The sequence below is a fragment of the Nocardia cyriacigeorgica NBRC 100375 genome (genome assembly GCF_000308555.1).
GTDB classification, from domain to species: Bacteria; Actinomycetota; Actinomycetes; order Mycobacteriales; family Mycobacteriaceae; genus Nocardia; species Nocardia cyriacigeorgica.
In genome coordinates this window covers 1-18,202 of record NZ_BAFY01000328.1, presented here as the reverse complement: position 1 = coordinate 18,202, position 18,202 = coordinate 1, and the positions used below count along the sequence as shown (strand labels likewise).

The following is an 18,202-nucleotide window of genomic DNA, read 5'->3' as shown; positions in this document are numbered from 1 at the left end:
CTGCTGGTTACGGTATCTATCGGCGCTCGAAACCCATGCGTGGGCAGTCGCGGGCCGCCCACGTAGGGCCTGTGCCTGGGTACACTTACCCGTCGCTAACGTCGCCCAAGCGGGCCAACCAGGGCTTTATATCGAGCGGCTGCGAATTCGAACCCTCCCCGTCCTCCATCACCCGCGCCAACTCCACCGCTGTCACGAGCGACGACTGCGCCGTCGTCCTCGACATCAACTCATTCCACGAAGCCGCGCCGCTTGCGCCCCTTGACCTGGCGTCGCGCACCACGACCGCCGCCAGTCCAGCCGTCCTCAGCAGGACCGGCACGTTCACATGACGCACCGCCGCATACTTCTTGTCGCCGTCCAAGCTGAGAGCTCGGGCGACGGACTTGCCTATCGACGCGGCGCCCACCATCGAGTGAGCGGCGAGCAGGAGCTCGGCTCGGAGGGACTTCTGGGCTGGGTCCAGAGCTGTCGAGCCGGTGAGCTCGTAGGCGGCCGCGTGTGTGTGCAGCCGGATGATCACCTCGGTGCAGATCGCGGGTAATCCGGCGGACAGGATTCCGGAGCGCAGGTTGAGGCCGTTCCCGGTGGAGGTGCCCTGGTATGCCTGGTGGATGAGCTTTCTCAGCTCGCGGTCGTTCAGCTCGTAGAGCAGGGATGAGCCGGGCATGGGGAGGCCCATGGGGGTGACCATGTCGGCAGCCAGGTGTTTGAGCAGGACGATCAGGGCGTCGGCGACGTTGTCGAGGTCACCTCGGAAGCGACCGGAGACTCGGACGGTCGACTTTTTGCCGTCGGCCCAGCGGGTGCCGCGGAATTCGGCGTCCATGATCTGCCGGGTGGATTCGAAGATCCGGAACAGGTCGTGGCCGGCGGAGCGAACTCGATGAGCCTTGCCGCCGAAGCCCGGACCCATGTAATCGATGGGTAGCCGTTTGCCGGCCTTGTCCCATGTCCGGAGCAGTTTCGTTCGACCGAGCTTCTGGAGTTGCCCGAGAACGCCGGCGTCGACTCGGGTGTCGAACCACGTGGCGGTCATTCCGATCAGTCCGGCAACGCCGACCGCAGCGAGATCGGCTGTGCTCCATTCGCTTCGGGTGCTGCTTCGCCAGCGTTCGAACGCGGCTCGTTGTTCGGCGGTCAGCGCGGCGTCGAGGTCGATCTCGACCCAGCCGCGGTCGGCTCGGAGGCGGTCGTTTTCGTGGGTCAGTTGTTCGTAGCTTTGTGGGCAGGCGGTTTCCGGGACCGGGAGCGGGTCGACGTCGCGGCCGTCGAGCAGTGCGCGGAGGGTCGATTCGATGTCGTCGAGGCGACGGTTCTGGGTGTCGAAGTTGCGTTCGAGGTGCTCGTCCATCAAGCGTCGGCCTTGGCCGGGACGGCGTCGGGGTCATCGTCTTCGTCCGCGTCGGCGGGGAGATCGCTGGATTCGTCGGAGAGCCGGCCGACCACGATGTCGAGGGCAGTTTCGGCCAGTTGAGCTTCCTCGTACTGCTGGCGCAGGCGTTTGCGCAGTTCGCGGTTCTCGGCGGTGAGTCTGGCTTTGTCCTTGGACAATTCGCGGATTTCCTCGGCGAGCCGGTTGGTCAGGGTCGCGAGCTCGACGATGCGCTGCTGCAGGCTCTCGGCCACGCGGCGGGCCTTCTCGTCGTCTTCCTCGAAGATCATCCGGGTGACCAGGTCCAGTTTGATGGCGTCGGTGATGACCTGTCCTGCCGTCCGCTGCGACAGACGAGCGCCGGCCGCGCCGACGCTCGCGCCCGCTACTCCGCCCAATCCGGTCAGCAGCGCGGTGCCACCGGCGACACCGAAACCGCCGGCCGCGAGCGATCCGCCGCCGAGCGCCGCCAGGCCGGCGGAGGTCGCGGCGGCACCGGACAATCCCATGGCACCGCCGACGGCCGCCCCGATTGCGGGCGCAGCCCATCCCGCGGTGAGCAGTCCGGCACCGAGCCCGGCGACCGAGACGACCGCGACACGACCCCATTTGATGGAGGCCCGTCGCAGACGACGCATGATCGCTGCGGCTTCGCGCTCCATGACCGGCAGGTCGTCCTCACGCAGGCCCGGGAACATCGCCGAGGCGACCCGCAGCGACTGGCGACGCTCCTTCTCGACCCACTTGAGCTTGCCGTCTGCCCACGGCGAGAAGAGCAGCAATTCGATCATCAACAGGACGGCGCGCTTGCGGTCGGTGACGTGTCCGCAGAGCTCAGCGGGTGCGTTGAGCACTGCATCAACAGTGGTCGAACTTGCCTCCGCATAGGCACGGATCCACTGCGGCGCCGCATCGGTGAGCTGCCCGAGGAGCTCGACCGCTGACGACGCAGCCGCGTCGCGGGCCGCGATCTTGGCTTCGGGTACGCGCTTCTCCGCTGCGATGTCGCGGTCGAGCATCATGATTTGCAGGGCTGCGAGCAGGTAGGTTTCACCCTCATCGAGGTGCAGTTCGGCCGCGATGTCGTCGTCGTTGATCGTCGTCACAGTGGCACTGTCGGTTTCCGGGCTCGGTTCGTTAGGGGCCGACTTGCTGGAAACGATCGTGCCGCAACGTGCTCCGTCGATTGGCGTGGAGAGAGCGGCCGACAGGCAAGCTCGCGAGCGCCGTGACCGACACTCCGATCGCCGGGACGCGCACCTGCTCGACCATGATGAACACATGTCGGATTTGAAATGGGACGACGTCAAGAGTTTCTTCGATCCCGCTGTCATGGGTGCGCTACCGGACATCTACGTCCACGACACCAACATCGAGGACTGGCAGGCCGTGTTCGACCTGATCCGGTCGAGTGGCTGGGAGTGGGAGTTCCGGGTAGGCGATGAGGTGCGGCCGTTGCCGACGGCAGCCGAGGTGTTGGGGCGGGGTGGCGATGAGGAGGTCGTCAGCCTGCATGTTCGGGTGACCCCGGAGTTGCTGGCGATTTTTCGGCCGTGGTTCGAGTCGCAGGTCGAGTTCGATGTCGATCTACAGGAATTGCAGGGGCAGGGTGGGGTTGATGCGCTCGCCGGGTTTCTCGGCACAATCGGGCGCTTGCTGGGGAAGGAAGTGGTGATGCACGCCGAGGGGGACGTCGAGCATCCGGTGCTCGGGTACACGCCGGCGGAGGACCGGGTGGTGGTGATGGCTGATCCGGAGGACTGAGCGGTTTGGAGCACCGGCGCGGTGGGTGCGGATCTACACTGGTCGGGTGTTTGTTCGACGGCTGATCGCAGCGTCCATGTTCGCCACTCTGACCGCGTTCGGTGCGGGTGCCTGCACGATGCAGGGTGACGGGTACAAGAGTGAGTGCAAGGTCGAGGGCTGCGTTATCACATTCGAGCGCGGGGTCGACGCTGAGGCGAACGTCCTTGGGCTGAAGGTCAAGGTGGTCTCGGTGGAGGGGAATATGGTCACCCTCTCGGTGGGCGGGCAGGAAGTGTCTGTTCCGGTGGGTGAATCGGGGTCCGCCGAGGGGAACACGGTTACGGTGCGTGAGGTGACCGACTCGCAGGTGGTAGTTGAGATCTCTTCCGGGTTGCAGCCCGGAGGGTAACGGGCCGAGGCCTTAGGTCCGGACCTGCGGCCCGGACCCGGCCAGCCTGGAATCAGCTGTTCTCGCAGCCGATTCCGTTCCTGTCGCGGTCGAGGTCGTACTCATCCGGCCCGATCACCCGCACCCGCCCGGTGTACTCCGGTCCGTTCCCGCTCCCACCGGCACAGTCCACGTCGGAGGTGATCGGCACGCAAGGGTCATAGGACTCATGGCATCCCGGCCCCGGCTGAGCCGAAGCCTGCACCGGAACCGAAAGGACCAGCCCGACAGCAACAGCGGACGTCCCGAGAACAGCGGCGATTCTCATCTTGCTCCATTCACTTGTGAAACGTCGATGATTCTCTCATGGGATGGGTGGTGCCGGTGAGGCGGTCGATCACGGATGTAATTCGATTGCGCCGAGGTCCGGGGGGCTGTCACGATCGGGCCGTCATGGATACCTCAGCAATCGCCATCGGCGCCGGTCAGGCCGGTATCGCGGCCGCACTGGCGCTGCAGGACCGTGGGCTGCGCCCGCTGGTGCTGGAAGCCGGTGACGACACCGCGGGATCGTGGCCGCACTACTACGAAAGCCTTCGGCTGTTCACTCCGGCTCATCTCGATGGCCCGCCCGGACGGCCCTTCCCGGGCGACCCGAACCGTTACCCGACCCGCGACGAAGTCGCCGACTACGTGCGCCAGTGCGCGAAAGAGTTGACGGTACGCACCGGACAGCGGGTACACACGGTGACGCGCATCGACGGCGGATACCGCATACAGGCTACGGGGGCGCGGAATTCACTGCCTCGGTGGTGATCGCGGCATCCGGCATGTTCGGCAATCCGCACCGTCCGAACATTCCCGCACTGAATACCTACACCGGCAAGGTCATGCATAGTGCCGACTACCGGCCATCGGAAGCCTTTGCAGGACAGCGTGTTGTCGTGATCGGCTCAGGAAATTCGGCATTCCAGATCGCCGTGGAACTAGCATCACACGCGGAAGTCATCCTGGCGTCACGTACCTGCTGCGGTATGCGACCACCGAGCCGATTCCGGCTGATTCCCGGTTCTGGTGTCACGGCATCTCTGACCAACCGATGAGGGCGCCGGACTCGAGCATCGACACGAACAGTTCTGGCCGCGACAGCATTGTCGGGCGAGGGATGCTCCAGAATTCACCCCTCCGTCGCATTCCGGCCCACCGGATCTGGCACCGTCGGAACGCATGAGCGTCTGTCATCGCATCGTCGCCGTCTGCGCCGGACTGCTCAGTGTGAGCCTTCTTGCCGGTTGCGCCTCCGAGCCACCGGCTTCACCCGAGACGACCTCGCTGGTCTCGACGGACGATCTGCCTGAACCCGAGCCCGGCGAAGTGCACCTGTTCGGGTTCAACGATCTGCACGGGCACCTGCAACCGCCCGAAGGATCGAATGGGCAGATCGCGGGTCATGCCGCGGGCGGGGCCGCCTACCTGGCTACCCACCTCGCGAGGCTGCGGTCCGCCTACCCGGACAGTGCGGTGCTGCTGGCGGGTGACAATTTCGGGGCAAGTCCGCTGGTGTCGTCGCTGTTCCACGAGGAGCCGACGGTGACGTATCTCAACTCGTTGTGGCCTGCGGCGTCGGCGGTCGGGAACCACGAACTCGATGACGGCGTCATCGAACTGGCTCGGATGCAGCAGGGCGGATGCGCGCTCGACGGGTGCTCGCCCGGCGCGCCGTTCGCCGGGGCGGAGTTTCCGTATCTGGCGGCGAACATGACCAACAGTGAGGGCCGGCTGCCGCCTGGGCTTCGGCCGTGGACGATGGTCGAGGTCGGCGGGCACAAGATCGGTGTGGTGGGTGTCGTGACGCCCGAAACCGCGCAGATAGTTTTCCCGGAGGGCATTCGCGGCTACCGCTTCGGCGATCCGGCGGAGGCGATCAACCGTCATGTGCCGGACATGATCGGCGCGGGTGCCGAGGTCATCGTCGGGTTGGTGCACGACGGCGGGAAGCAGCAGGTGCCCGACGCCGATTACAACGGGTGCGCGAACATCACGCCGAACGTGCCCGAGTTGGCCAGGCGCACTGATCCTGCGGTGCGCGTGCTGTTCACCGCCCACAGTCACCAGTCTTACGTGTGCGAATTCGACGGGAAGGTCGTGACGCAGGCGGCGTCGTATGGGCGGCTGATCACCGATGTCACGCTGCGTTTCGGCGACGGTGGCGTCGACGTGCAGGCTGTCAACCGGGTGGTGACCCGGGATGTGGCGCCCGATCCGGCGACCGTCGAGCTGATCGACTTCTTCGCCGCCGAGGCCGCGCCGAGGGCCGAGCGGGTGGTGGGTACTGCCGCGCAGCCGCTGCCCAAATCGGCGGCGCCGAGCGGGGAATCGCCGTTGGGCAACCTGATCGCCGACGCCATGCTCACCGCCACCGCCGGGCCCGCGCAGGCCGTAGCGGCCGTCATGAACCCCGGCGGGGTGCGCGCCGACATCGGGGCGGGTCCGATCACATTCGGCGCCATCTACCAGTCGCAGCCGTTCGGCAATCAGGTGGTGACTGTCAGCCTGACCGGGCGGCAGATCGTGGACCTGCTGGAACAGCAGTGGAGCAAGCCGGACAAGCCGATCGTCCTGTCGGTGGCGGGCATCTCCTACGCCTACGACGATGCGGCGCCGGCCGGAAACAAGGTCGACAAAGGCAGTGTCCGCATCGGCGGCGAACCGTTGAACGAGGTTGCGGTGTATCGGGTGACGACGAACAACTTCCTCGCCTCCGGTGGTGATGGGTTCAGCGTGTTCACGCGTGGGACCGATCTGACCGTGGGACCCATGGATCTCGACGTATTGGAGGCCTACCTCAGCGGACGTGGTCCGGTCGCGCCACCGGCTGTCCGGGTCGAACAGCGTTGATCGGTCGGCAGCGGTGCTGACATACAACGCCTGAAGGTCACCGCGACATCGGTCGGGGTGATGGGTGCCATGGTCGTCGCGCCACGGCCATGCGTCTCGGCCGCACCGCACGACGCCGTCGGCCGGTTCACATCGTCTCCAAGCCGAAGATCAGGACCCGGATGGTCCAGGCGCCGATCGGACGCCTAGATCACCCGTTCGCCCCAGCGGATCAACTTCAGCCGTCCGCCATCCTGAATCCACTGGGAAACAGAGGCATTCGGGACCGGCGGCAGCTCGTCGGGCAATTCCGAACCCGGACCGGCGAAGATGCGGCGCAGCGCGGCGATGGTCGCGTCGTGGGCGACGATCAGGATCTGGGTTCGTGCGGCAAAGCCTTCGAGATCGTTGACGAGATCGCGTACGCGCAGGGTGACGTCGGCGAGCGACTCGCCGCCGGGTGGCCGGTAGAACCAATCCCCCAGTCGCGCTCGACGTTCGGCTTCTTCGGGCGCATCTCGCCGGATCGCTACGGGCGACCACAGCTCCAGCGCACCCATTTCGCGGTCGCGTAGGCGCTCGTCGACCACGACGACCGGATCATCGCCGGAACCGCGCGCGGCCTGCTCCATCGCCGCCCACGTCTGCCTCGTGCGCAGATACGGCGAGCACAGAACCAGCCGGGGACGGTCGCCGCCGAGCCGGGACCACCATTCGCCGAGTGTCGCCGCCTGCTGCCGGCCCAGCGGGGACAGCTCGATGGTCCAGTCCGGGACGCGTGGGCGGGTGTCGGCGTCCGGGTCGTCGGAGGCCGCGTTCACGGTGCTCTGGCCGTGCCTGACCGCCCAGACACCGCCGATTTCCGTCGGCCGGGCAAGCGGGTAGGCGGGCGCTTCGTGCACCGTGTCAGTCTGTCAGATACGCGACCCACAGGTAGTCGCGTGGACGGCTCACCGCCACCAATCGCTGACGGGCGAGCAGTTCCGCGCGGTCGCGGGCACCACCGGTGAGGTGGCCGGTGTCGAGGGGTTTGTCCGCGATATGGAAGACGGCGGCGAAATCCATGCCTTTGGCCCGGTAGACGGTGCCGACCTTGATGCAGTCGAGTTGGGTGCCGTCGTATTCCTCGAGCGAGAGCACCGCGAAGTTGGCCTGCTCCAGAACGTCTTGGAAGTGCTCGGCCTGCTTCCTGGTATTGACGATGACGGCGATATCGGTGGCCGGCAGGCCGGAGTCCTTGATGGCACGGACCAGCACGGTGTCGATTTCCGCGCGGCTGACGAATCGGTCTGTGGCCTCGCCGCCTGGCAGCACGGAGTCGCTGTCGCGCAGGACGAAGCCTTGGCCGCCGTCGAGATCGTCGACGCTGTTTCCCGCCTCGATCTGCTGGGTGTAGCGCAGGATCGCTTCTCGATTGCGGTAATTCCGGCGCAGGATGCGACCGCGGCCCTGCAGTGGGATTCCGGCATCGGAGATTCGCCAGCCACCGGCGTATACCTGCTGCTGCCCGTCGCCGACCATGAGCAGGTTCGCATCCGGGCCGCCGCCGGCGATCTGGTGCACCAGCCGCAGCTGCATCAGCGTGAAATCCTGGACCTCGTCGACGACGACCATGGCGTAATCTTCGGTGCTGTCCAATGGCCGGGCCCGCAGTTCATCGATGGCCTTGCGGATGATGTCGTTGAAATCGTCGGCGCCGCGGTTGGCCATACGTGCCTGGTACGGCCGATACAGGTGCTCCCACACATAATCCCGGCGGCTGCCGTGCAGTTGAATGCCGTCGCGGCCGGTGCGTTTGATCGCTTTGTACGCGTCGCGTGTCTCCAGTCCACGGCCTTTGATCGTGCGGTCCAGTTCGTCTTGCCAATACTGGTAGTCGGTGCCTTCGATCCGGCCGAGCACCTCGCGAGCCCGGCTCCAGGCGCGGGCGAAGGCGTCTTCACGAATGGTGGAGTCGAGGTAGTAGGGGACTTCGCGGCGTTTCAGGAAGTCGATCGTCCACGCGTGCAGGCCGATGAACTTCGCGCGGCCGCGCGCGTGCGGAGCCAGGTGGGCGAAGCTCTGCTCGTGATAGGCGGGCAAGGTTTTGACGAAGCTGGTGAACAGCAGCCGGCCGGGATTGTGTTTGGCGAAATGTGCCATTCGATGCAGCGCGACGACCGATTTCCCGGTGCCGGCCGGGCCGCTGAATCTGGCGGGGCCGTGGAAGTTCGCGTGCACCAGCGCGAGCTGCTCCGGGTCGAGGAACGTCATCCACTCGCGGAAAGGGCGCGCCAGTCCGTTCGCCCTCGCATCCTCTGCCAGTGACGTTTCGCCGAACAGGCCGTCGGCCGCCACCGCGTCGGCCGTGGGCGCGGACTCGGTGGAAATGCGCTGGTACCAGGTCAATCGGTCCGACACCGACAAGGCGATCTCGCGGGCACGACGCTTCGACAGTTTGGTCTCACCCGTGATGAGTGTTTCGCGGATGGTCGATTCGTCGACCGCGACGAACTGATCGTGCGCTTCCACCCTCGTTGCCGAGCTCATCAACAAGATGACGTCGAGCATGTGCGGGACGAACTGTTCACGGCCGAACAGCAAGTCCGCGAAGGCCTCCTCGGCATGTTTGCGGACTCGAGCCAGGTACGCGCGTGAGGGGACCACATCGGTGAACACCAGGGCGTATACACCTGTACGGCCTATCGCGAACCCTGACGCTCGTCCCTCGTTGTCGCCGGCGCGATCGACCAATAGGTGCCAATCGCGCTCGGACAACGGTACCGAGAGAAATCTCCGCTGGGCCGCCGTGAGCCGTGGCAGATCCGCGAGTTGGCGCTCGACCCACCGGCGTCTGCGCTCACGAGCAATGTCGGTCATGAGTGATCCCCTGCTTTCGGATGATGTTTGCATCCGAGGAGGAAGTTTACCGGAACCTTGCAGCTTCAACAGTGAAATCTGCTTCCGTTCAACATAATTGGTGAATGTTCTTGCAGATGTCGTTGCATTTGCTTCGCACGGTGTGATGCCCGGATCGGCGGGAACAGTCGACTGGGCCGGCGTCGAGCCACTGGCTCGAGGTCCTGCAATCCGCGCTGGGGTCGGCGCCGCGGCGGTGAGCACCGCGGGCGTGTTCGCGGAGACAGGTCTGGGGCCTGCCTGGCGGCACGCTCGTCGGCGGGTTCAGCACCTGATACTGCGCGGCCCAACCACGCCCCCGGCGTCGTTCACGGTGGCTACCCCGGTGGACCGACAGTGGCCGACGGGAAATTTCTTGGCCCCCTGTCGGCACGACACGCCGTCGGCGTCGAAAACGCCGTTACGACAGCGGGAATGCGAGGAATCCCGTGCTAAGCCTGGCGCACGGATTTCCTCGAATGCCATGCTGGTTTCAGCCGATCGCACTCCGGCGATCATCTGCGAGGGGGATACCGATGGATGAGTTCCGCATAGAACTGCTGCCTATTCCCATGTACGAACCTCCGGCGCGGCCATACGTGCCGGACGACTCGTGGGTACCGCTACCGGCGAGCCCGCAAGCGTTGCCGTGCCGGAGTCGCGTACGTCCTCGGACGGCGTCATCCACTCATCGAGAACCCGCAGGAATCCGCCGAGCGGCGTGCTCGGCGGCGAGGTCGAATCACGGCGGTGAGGCGTTGGAACAGGCTCGGCTGGCCGCCGAACGATCGCTGCGGGTGGCGCTGGAAGTTCTCGACCATCGGCGACCCGTCTCGCAACTGTCGGGGATTGCCGATGAACGCACGGTCGCGGCGGTCGGCACGTTGGTGCGGGCCGACCTCGTACCGAGCCGAGAGTTGGGCTCCGCCGTCCTGGCCGGACTACACGTGGAGATGATCGACGAGCAGACAGCGGAGATCTGCGCTCGATATCTGCGCGGCTCCCGTCGGCTGGCGCTCGCCGCCCGCATCGAACGTTCCGGTAGCCGAGACTGGCACCTGACCGCACTGCGGCTGAGCTGATCACACCGGGCACGGACCGGCCACACTGGCCGCCACGGCGATTGAACCCTGCGGCGCCTCAGCCGCAGCGGGCGAGGACGGACGTGGAGTTGACGGGCGTAGTGATCATAATGATCCCGGCCGATGCGGCGCGGGCGTGCGCTGTGCGGGAGACCGGTGCGACCTAACTAACCGCGACCACAGCCGCAGCGGATGGCGGCGGGCGGCTTCGACGGACGTGGCCCTCATCATGCCAGGGACGGTGCGGTGCGGGCGCCACGGATGGCGGCCTCCACGGGATGGTTACGTTCTGGTCTACGTTGTCGAATCACCCACGGCTGCAACAGATTAACCGTACCGTTGATTGCTGGAAGTCGAGCAGCAAGGGGGTTCTGCGATGACCAACAGCGATTCGAGGCGGACCAGGGTCTATCAGATACTTCGGCAGATCCCGGACCTCACCCCGCGGCATCGGAACTTTCTGAGCGTGCCGTTGAACGACGACGCTTGGCACGTCCTCGTGCATCGGGACCTACCCAACCATCCAGCGAGCGAGGCAGCCGCGATCCTGATCGGAAGCCGCGGAGTGCACCTGCTGGTCTTCGTCGAGCGCGGGCAGCGGTTCCTTCGCACCGACGAGATAGCCCGCAAGGCACGGCCGTTCGTCGCGGGCCTACACAATGACCGGCATTACCTCCTCGCTCACCGCATGCGCACGATCCTGCTGTTGCCCGACGACATCGAGGTCGCGGCATCCGGCCAGCACATATCGACCCGGCTGGCCGACTTCGCCGCGAACTTGTCGAGGCTGACACCGGATTTCAGTCCGGCACGAGCCAGGGCGATCGCGGACGAGGTCGAGTCGCGGGCGACGAACTATCGCCGGATACGCATGGACATCTCGCCGCCCGGCCCCACGGAGCCGGCATTGCTGGACCGGGCAGAGTTGGTGGCTCAACAGCGGGCGAAGGCTGTCGGCCGCCCACTCGACGATTGGACGACGTTTCGAGACCCGGAACTGATCGGTCTGATCAATCGGACCTTTCGCGGCCCGGCGCGGATCACTGGCCCTGCGGGCACCGGCAAGACGGTGGTCGCATTACACAGAATGGCCCGCCATCTCCGGCACAACAGCGGTTCGGCGCTGTACACGACCTTCGTGACAACCCTCGCGGCCAGTCAACGAACACACTTCCGACGCCTCGCCCGCGAGGTCAGCCATCGCGCCGAGTTCGTCGGACTACACGCATGGGCGAAACATCTCATAGAGAGTCGCCGGGGCCACATCAAGATCGAACCCAAGCGGACGGACCAAGCCTTCGAGCAGGCCTGGCGCCGCGCCGGAACGGCCCTCGCAGCCATCGATCCCCGCGCCGACTACTGGCGAACCGAAATCGATCGAGTCATCAAAGGGCGCGGTATCCCCGACCTTCCGCACTATTGGGAACACGATCGCACCGGCCGTAGCGGCGCCGATCTGGATCGAGACCAACGCGAACTCGTCTGGAACGAGCTCTACCTCCCCTACTGCGACATCCTCCGGGAACAGCGGATCTCCGACTTCAACGACCTGATTTCCCTCGCGCTCGACATGCTGAGTGAAAAGCCATATGAGAAGCCCTACGGCGTGGTCGTCGTCGACGAGGTTCAGGACATCACCCTCAATGGGCTGCGTCTGGCACATGCCATCGCCGGGGGCGGTGACGACGCACCGCTACTCCTGGTCGGCGACGGCCAGCAACAGGTGTACGAGGGCGGATGCCGACCAGCCGATGCCGGTATCGACGTGCGCGGGCGCACAGTGCTGCTTCGGGTGAACTATCGCAATCGAGAAGCGGTATTCCGCCGAGCGGCGACGGTCAACGCACTGAACACCCTCGGTCGGCTCGAAGGACTCCCCGGATGCGCGCTCAACGATGCGCGGTTCGTCTTACCGGACGGCGAAACCTTCGACTGGCAGGGCTCGGTCGACGAACTCGACGCCACGCTGGTCGCGGCCATCCGCGGATGCTCTGCCCCGTTAGCCGAACTCGCCGTCATCACCACGAGCCGTCAGCTAGCTGCCGCGGTCATCGACGGACTGCGGAAGGCCGGCATTCCCGCCACTCCCCTGGAGGACTACCGAGGCGAGCGCACCGGAGGCGTAAAAGTGGGCACCGTGCACCGGGCGAAGGGTCTCGAGTTCAGAGGAATCTTCTACGTCACCGAACCGCCCCGCCCCTTGACTCCAGGTTCCTCGGGAGCAGATCGGCAACGGTCCGAGCTCTGGGACCGGCAGACGATGGTCGCCATCACCAGGGCGCGCGACTTCGCCTGGGTCGGCTTCATCGCCCCTCGCGCGGCGGATCGACGCGATCACGGCCGCGATCTCGTCAACCGGGCGACAACGCTCGGACCGAGCGGATAGACCCGCCCATGACCTCGGCGAATTCGACTCCTGAACGGTTCGCCGGAACCGTGGACGCGAATACCTCGGCGGTGGGAAGCTCGATATAACCGCGTGTCGATTCCCGAGGACGGTGAGTCATGGTGGACAGAGCGAACGGGGTGGGGCGGCCGGAGGCCATCCGGAATGTGGTGCTGGTCGGGGGAAGCGGGTCGGGCAAGACGACGTTGGTGGAAGCGTTGGCGCTGGCCACCGGGTCGGTGAACCGGGCGGGGCGGGTGGAGGACGGGACGTCGCTGTCGGATTACGACGAAATCGAGCAACGTCAGCATCGGTCGGTGCAGTTGTCGGTGGTGCCGGTGCAGTGGGAGGGGGTGAAGATCAATCTGATCGATACGCCCGGATATGCGGATTTCGTTGGCGAGCTGCGGGCCGGGTTGCGGGCGGCGGATGCGGCGTTGTTCGTGGTGTCGGCGGCCGAAGGGGTCGAGGGGGTGGCCGGAGCAACGCGGGCGTTGTGGGAGGAATGCGCGAGTGTGGAGATGCCGCGGGCCATCGTGCTGACGCATCTGGATACCGCGCGCGCCGACTTCGACGAGATGACGCGGACCTGTCAGGCGCTGCTCGGCGGTGAATCGGCGGAGAACGTGCTGCCGCTGCACCTGCCGGTGTACGGGCCCGCCGCCGCGGATGGGCATCGACCGGCGACCGGGCTGATGGGGCTGCTGGAGCAGCGGATCGCCGACTACTCGACCGGGCGGCGCACCTGGAAGGAGCCCTCCGACGCGGAGCTGGAGATGATCGGGCCCGCCAGGGACCGGCTGATCGAGGGCATCATCGCCGAAAGCGAAGACGAAACGCTGATGGAGCGGTATCTGGGTGGCGAGACGATCGAGCTGAGCACCTTGATCGCCGACCTGGAGCGCGCGGTGGTGCGTGGCAGCTTCCATCCGGTGCTGTTCGCCGCACCGGCCGCCGAGGAAGGGTTGCAAGGGCTCGGCACCCTGGAGATGCTCGAGCTGATGACCGCCGGGTTCCCGACACCGGCCGAGCACGAGGTGTCGGCGGTGCATCTGGCGAACGGCTCGAAACCCACTCCCCTGCACTGTGATCCGTCCGGGGAGCTGGCGGCCGAGGTCATCCGGACGTCGTCGGATCCGTACGTGGGCCGGGTCTCGCTGGTGCGGGTGTTCTCCGGGACCCTGCACGCCGACGACACCGTGCACATCTGCGGGCACGGCTCGGGCACCGACCACGACGCCGACGAACGCGTCGGCGGGATCACCGCGCCGTTCGGTAAGCAGCAGCGGCCGCTGCGTGAAGCCGTCGCCGGCGATATCGCCTACGTCACCAAGCTCGGGCACGCCGAAACCGGCGATACCCTCTCCGGAACCGGCTCGCCGTTGCTGATCGAACCGTGGCAGATGCCGGAACCCTTACTGCCCATCGCGATTCGCGCGCACAGCAAGGCCGACGAGGACAAGCTGTCGCAGAGCCTGTCGCGGCTGGTGGCCGAGGATCCGGCGATCCGGGTGGAGAACAACGACCGCACCCATCAGCTGGTGCTGTGGTGTCTGGGCGAGGCGCATCGTGACGTCGCGCTGGAACGGCTGCGCACCCGGTTCGGCGTGCAGGTCGATACCGAGGAGCACAAGGTCGCGCTGCGGGAGACGTTCGGAGGCAAGGCGTCCGGGCGCGGCAGGCATGTGAAGCAGTCCGGCGGACACGGGCAGTACGCGGTGTGCGAGATCGAGGTGGAGCCACTGCCGGAGGGGTCGGGGATCGAGTTCGTCGACAAGGTGGTCGGCGGTGCGGTGCCGCGGCAGTTCATCAGCTCGGTGGAGAAGGGCGTGCGCGCGCAGGCCGCGCGTGGAGTGGCAACCGGATATCCACTGGTCGACGTCCGGGTCACGCTGCTCGACGGTAAGGCGCATTCGGTCGATTCCTCCGATGCCGCGTTCCAGACCGCCGGTGCGCTCGCCCTGCGCGAAGCCGCGGCCGCCGGCCGGATCGAGCTGCTGGAACCCATCGCGGAGGTGCGGGTCAAAGTGCCCGACGATTACCTCGGGGCCGCGCTCACCGACCTGTCGGTGCGCCGCGCCCGCATCCTCGGCACCGAACCGGCCGAGACCGGGAGAACCCTGATCCGAGCAGAGGTCCCGGAGCTGGAACTGTCCCGCTACGCCGTGGACCTGCGCTCGCTGACGCACGGTGTCGCGCACTTCAGCCGCGACTATCTGCGCCACGATCCGATGCCGGCCCAGCTGGCCGAACGGGTGCGGAAGGAGTCGGTGTCGGCCTGACGTCTCCCGAGCTCCTCGCGTGCTGGTAGCCCAGCTTCGCGAGCATCGGCGACCGTGGCGCTGGACCGTCCTGGTTCGAGCAGCTCGGCTGTTGTGACGGATGTCGCTGAACGGTTGCGATCGCAGTGCCCGAGGTGTTTACTACCCGACGCCAGGTGCCATCGTTCGCTGAGGCTCCTTCACGGAAACAGGCCGGCGACCCCGAACGTCGAGAGACGCCCCGGGTCAGGACAGGCCTCCCCGGCTTAAGGGGTGGTCCCGACCGGCTCCCGCCGCACGCAGGTGGGTCACGCCGTGGAGTGCCGAAGGTCTGACGAGGAGTGGTGCCCACCGGTGATCGACACCGGTCCACTCCCCCGGCGCAACGGAAGGGAGGTGGATGTCGTGCCCGACGGTAGTCATTTATGCCGCGTCACCATACAGCCACCACGCCGCCACCTGCGCCGTCCCGCGATCGGCTGAGCCTGCCGATCCGCCCTGCCGGCGCGAGGTGCGGCGCCGAGCGGAAGAGGTCTGTGATGACCACCATCGATATGCTGCTACGTCTCGGGACCGGAGTAGGGCTTGGTGCCCTGATCGGGATCGAACGCCAATACCGCGCCCGCATGGCCGGGCTACGCACCAACGCGCTGGTCGCCGGTGGTGCGACCTTGTTCGTGCTGTTGTCCGCCCATGGCTTCCACGGTGAGGTCGCCGACCCGACCCGGGTCGCGGCGCAAATCGTTTCCGGGATCGGCTTTCTCGGCGCGGGCGTCATCATCCGCGACGGGCTCAATGTGCGCGGGCTCAATACCGCCGCGACGCTGTGGTGCGCCGCCGCGGTCGGCGCACTCGCCGGGGCCGGCATGTACCTGACCGCCGCCGCGGGGACGCTGGCCGTGGTGGCCGTGAACATCGCATTGCGCGCCGCCGGCCGGGCCGTCGATCGTCGGCCCGAGGCGGGAGCCGAACGCCCAGCGCGGTACGTGTTCACCGCTGTCACCGACGACGCCAACGAACCGCATGTGCGTGCGCTACTCGTCCAGGCGTTGACCCGGACCGATTTCCGCCTGGTCGCGGTGTCGAGCGCCAATCGCGACACCACCGGGCAGGTAACGGTGCAGGCCGACTTGGTCGGCGATCAGCGCGACGACCGGGAAATGGAGTCGGCGGTGAGCCGGCTGAGCCTGGAACCAGCGGTTACCAGCGTCGGCTGGCGCATCGCCGGGATGGCCGAGGTACGCGCGTGAGGTGACGCCGCATCGGACGCGATGACCGGGAACACCGCGTTCTGGTCACTGATCGCCGGTGGCCGCGATGAGATCGAGCAGCCCGGGGAACCGTTCGTTCAGATCCTCGGTGCGGAGACGGCTGCGGCGTTCCAGTCCGTACTGCCGTTGATGGATCACGCCGGCCTCACGTAGGGCCTTGAAGTGGTGGGTGAGGCTCGACTTGGGGCGGTCGAAGCCGAACCAGCCGCACGGATGATCGAAGGCGTCGGACTCGAGCAGAAGCTTGCGGACGATGGTCATCCGCAGCGGCTCGGCCAGCGCCCCCATGACGCGTTCGAGGCGGATCTCTGCGATCGCGGGCTCCGGCAGCAGCGGGGGCAGTTCCTCTGACTCGTCGTGCATGCCGCCACTTTACCGGCTTGTACGAATTTTCTCGTACTGCTAGCTTCCAGTACGAGAAATTTCGTACAAGGAGGTTCCTGTGGTGGCGCTCGCGGCCGCGGCCGAAGACCGGGTCGGATCGAGATGGCAGCTCGCGCGGGCGGCCTGGGCAGTGACGGCAGTGTTCGCGCTGTCGAACTCCCCGACGCCGCTCTACGTGTTCTGGCAGCAGCAGATACGGTTCTCCTCGGCGACGCTCACCCTCGTGTTCGCCGCGTACATCGCGGGCCTGATCGGCGCACTGCTCGTCGCCGGGCGGGCCGCGGATACCTACGGCCGCAAGCGGGTGGTCGTCCCCGGAATCTTCATCGCCCTGGTGTCGGCGGCGCTCTTCATGGTCGCGAACACGGTCGCCGCGCTGATCGTGGCGCGGCTGCTGGTGGGCGTCGCGGTCGGCATTGTGGTCTCGGCGGGGATGGCCGCGATCGTCGACCTCGGTGGCGAAGGGCGGCGCGGCTCGACCTCGATGCTCGCGTCGGTCGCGATGGTGTTCGGCGCCGGGCTCGGGCCGCTCATGGGCGGTGCCGTCTATCAGGTGACCGACTCCCCTGTGCTGCCGGTGTTCACGGTGAACGTCACGCTGCTGATCGCGGCGCTGATCGGCTATGTGCGGCTCCCGCTGCCACGGCCGGCCCGGCAGCCGCATGCCGGCCCCGCCGGTTTTCCGTGGCCGCGCCTACCTTACGTCCCGAGCCGCAACCGTACCCATATCGCCAGCGGCGCAGCAGTTTTCGCGCCAGGCCTGACCGCCACGTCCTTCGTCCTGTCGCTCGGGCCGTCACTGCTGATCCTTGCGGTAGGCACTGCCTCGCCGCTGCTGGCCGGCGGTGCCGCGAGCCTGATGTTTCTCGCCGCGACCGGGTCGCAACTCGCCCTCACCGGACTCACCGTCGATCGTTTGTTCGCGCTCGGCGCCGCGAGCACCGTGTTCGCCATGGTGGGCGTCATCCTGACCGTCCTCACCGAAAGCCCGGTGCTATTCGTAGCCGCCGCCGTCCTCGCTGGCACCGGGCAGGGGCTGGGCCAACTGGGCGGGCTGCGTCTGATCGCCCAGCACGTCGAGACGCAGCGGCGAGCCGAAGCCAACGCGGCCCTCAACATCAGTGCCTACCTTCCGGCCGCGGTCCTCACCGTTGCCACCGGATACGCCGTCAGCGGATGGGGCATGCCCGCTGCGGCGACGGCGCTCGGGGGTGTCCTCGCCACGCTCGCGGTCGTGCTCGGAATCGCTGCGTATCAATGGAATTCGCAGCGTGTGTGACCGACGCGGTGCCAGGTAGCCGACATCGACCTGCTGTCGTCGGCGTTCGATCGGCAGCGGACGATGTCGGCGCGGCCTAGCGGCGGCGATCCCCCGCCCCAGTTCGGCGGCGGCTCGGATCGTTGTCACCGGCCAGCTCGCAGGGCGGCAGCGAATCCGATGACCAGGGCTCTCGACGTCACGCACGGGTCGGCCCCGCCCGGAGCATCCGGACGAGGCCGGTCCTTCTATCGCTACGCCGTCGCCCGGCGGATCGTGGCCCACGCACCGCCGATG

General features: G+C 66.8%; 15 protein-coding genes and 1 riboswitch. Of the genes, 10 read left to right on the top strand and 5 right to left on the bottom strand.

Going from position 1 to position 18,202, the window contains the following annotated elements; all coding sequences use genetic code 11:
- Positions 1-85: 85 nt before the first annotated feature.
- Together RJ05_RS28935 and RJ05_RS28930 are read right to left on the bottom strand one after the other, a co-directional pair.
- Positions 86-1,354 carry a hypothetical protein gene (locus tag RJ05_RS28935; protein WP_051017113.1) on the bottom strand — a complete coding sequence of 423 codons (1,269 nt, stop codon included), beginning with the start codon at positions 1,352-1,354 and terminating at the stop codon, positions 86-88.
- Positions 1,354-2,481, bottom strand: a complete 1,128-nt coding sequence (locus RJ05_RS28930) for a hypothetical protein (protein ID WP_036543426.1) — start codon at positions 2,479-2,481, stop codon at positions 1,354-1,356. Before RJ05_RS28930 ends, RJ05_RS28935 begins: the two co-directional genes overlap by 1 nt.
- 1 nt (position 2,482) lies before the next feature.
- On the opposite strand from RJ05_RS28930, the gene RJ05_RS28925 reads away from it, so the two are divergent.
- The 5 genes from RJ05_RS28925 to RJ05_RS28905 all read left to right on the top strand — a co-directional run bounded on the left by RJ05_RS28925 (position 2,483) and on the right by RJ05_RS28905 (position 6,407).
- A complete protein-coding gene (locus tag RJ05_RS28925; RefSeq protein WP_249040514.1) occupies positions 2,483-3,139 on the top strand; it encodes a hypothetical protein in 657 nt (218 codons plus the stop codon).
- A 76-nt stretch (positions 3,140-3,215) separates the two neighbouring features.
- Positions 3,216-3,530, top strand: a complete 315-nt coding sequence (locus RJ05_RS28920; RefSeq protein WP_036543423.1) for an LSm family protein — start codon at positions 3,216-3,218, stop codon at positions 3,528-3,530.
- Positions 3,531-3,962: 432 nt separating this feature from the next.
- The gene (locus tag RJ05_RS32050; protein WP_051017111.1) at positions 3,963-4,325 is read left to right on the top strand and encodes an NAD(P)-binding domain-containing protein; all 363 of its coding nucleotides are present in this window, start codon (positions 3,963-3,965) and stop codon (positions 4,323-4,325) included.
- Entirely contained in the window at positions 4,211-4,612 is a 402-nt protein-coding gene (locus tag RJ05_RS32045; protein ID WP_324191544.1) for an NAD(P)-binding domain-containing protein, read from the top strand. Before RJ05_RS32050 ends, RJ05_RS32045 begins: the two co-directional genes overlap by 115 nt.
- 124 nt (positions 4,613-4,736) lie before the next feature.
- Entirely contained in the window at positions 4,737-6,407 is a 1,671-nt protein-coding gene (locus tag RJ05_RS28905) for a bifunctional metallophosphatase/5'-nucleotidase (RefSeq protein ID WP_234012299.1), read from the top strand.
- Between the two features lie 185 nt (positions 6,408-6,592).
- Here the strand turns inward: RJ05_RS28905 and RJ05_RS28900 are convergent, their stop codons facing one another.
- Together RJ05_RS28900 and RJ05_RS28895 are read right to left on the bottom strand one after the other, a co-directional pair.
- Positions 6,593-7,288: a histidine phosphatase family protein gene (locus tag RJ05_RS28900; RefSeq protein ID WP_234012300.1), complete on the bottom strand. Its 696-nt coding sequence runs from the start codon at positions 7,286-7,288 to the stop codon at positions 6,593-6,595.
- 4 nt (positions 7,289-7,292) lie between these two features.
- A complete protein-coding gene (locus tag RJ05_RS28895) occupies positions 7,293-9,044 on the bottom strand; it encodes a UvrD-helicase domain-containing protein (RefSeq protein ID WP_255220977.1) in 1,752 nt (583 codons plus the stop codon).
- A gap of 977 nt (positions 9,045-10,021) precedes the next feature.
- Between RJ05_RS28895 and RJ05_RS33065 the strand changes: the two genes are divergently transcribed.
- From RJ05_RS33065 to RJ05_RS28875, 4 genes are all read left to right on the top strand, one after another.
- Positions 10,022-10,345, top strand: coding sequence for an Rv3235 family protein (locus RJ05_RS33065; protein WP_036543412.1), 324 nt, complete (start codon positions 10,022-10,024; stop codon positions 10,343-10,345).
- A gap of 376 nt (positions 10,346-10,721) precedes the next feature.
- Positions 10,722-12,731 (top strand): UvrD-helicase domain-containing protein, encoded by a 2,010-nt coding sequence (locus RJ05_RS28885; protein WP_051017109.1) that lies wholly within the window; start codon positions 10,722-10,724, stop codon positions 12,729-12,731.
- Between the two features lie 119 nt (positions 12,732-12,850).
- A complete protein-coding gene (locus tag RJ05_RS28880) occupies positions 12,851-15,013 on the top strand; it encodes an elongation factor G-like protein EF-G2 (protein ID WP_036543410.1) in 2,163 nt (720 codons plus the stop codon).
- A 153-nt stretch (positions 15,014-15,166) separates the two neighbouring features.
- A riboswitch (M-box (ykoK) riboswitch) is annotated at positions 15,167-15,342 on the top strand.
- Between the two features lie 189 nt (positions 15,343-15,531).
- Positions 15,532-16,242, top strand: coding sequence for an MgtC/SapB family protein (locus RJ05_RS28875; RefSeq protein ID WP_036543407.1), 711 nt, complete (start codon positions 15,532-15,534; stop codon positions 16,240-16,242).
- Between the two features lie 45 nt (positions 16,243-16,287).
- Here RJ05_RS28875 and RJ05_RS28870 read toward each other — a convergent pair whose 3' ends face one another.
- Complete coding sequence (locus tag RJ05_RS28870) at positions 16,288-16,626, bottom strand: ArsR/SmtB family transcription factor (RefSeq protein ID WP_036543402.1); 339 nt, start codon at positions 16,624-16,626, stop codon at positions 16,288-16,290.
- 79 nt (positions 16,627-16,705) lie between these two features.
- Between RJ05_RS28870 and RJ05_RS28865 the strand changes: the two genes are divergently transcribed.
- Positions 16,706-17,926 carry an MFS transporter gene (locus RJ05_RS28865; protein ID WP_197731458.1) on the top strand — a complete coding sequence of 407 codons (1,221 nt, stop codon included), beginning with the start codon at positions 16,706-16,708 and terminating at the stop codon, positions 17,924-17,926.
- Positions 17,927-18,202 lie beyond the last annotated feature (276 nt).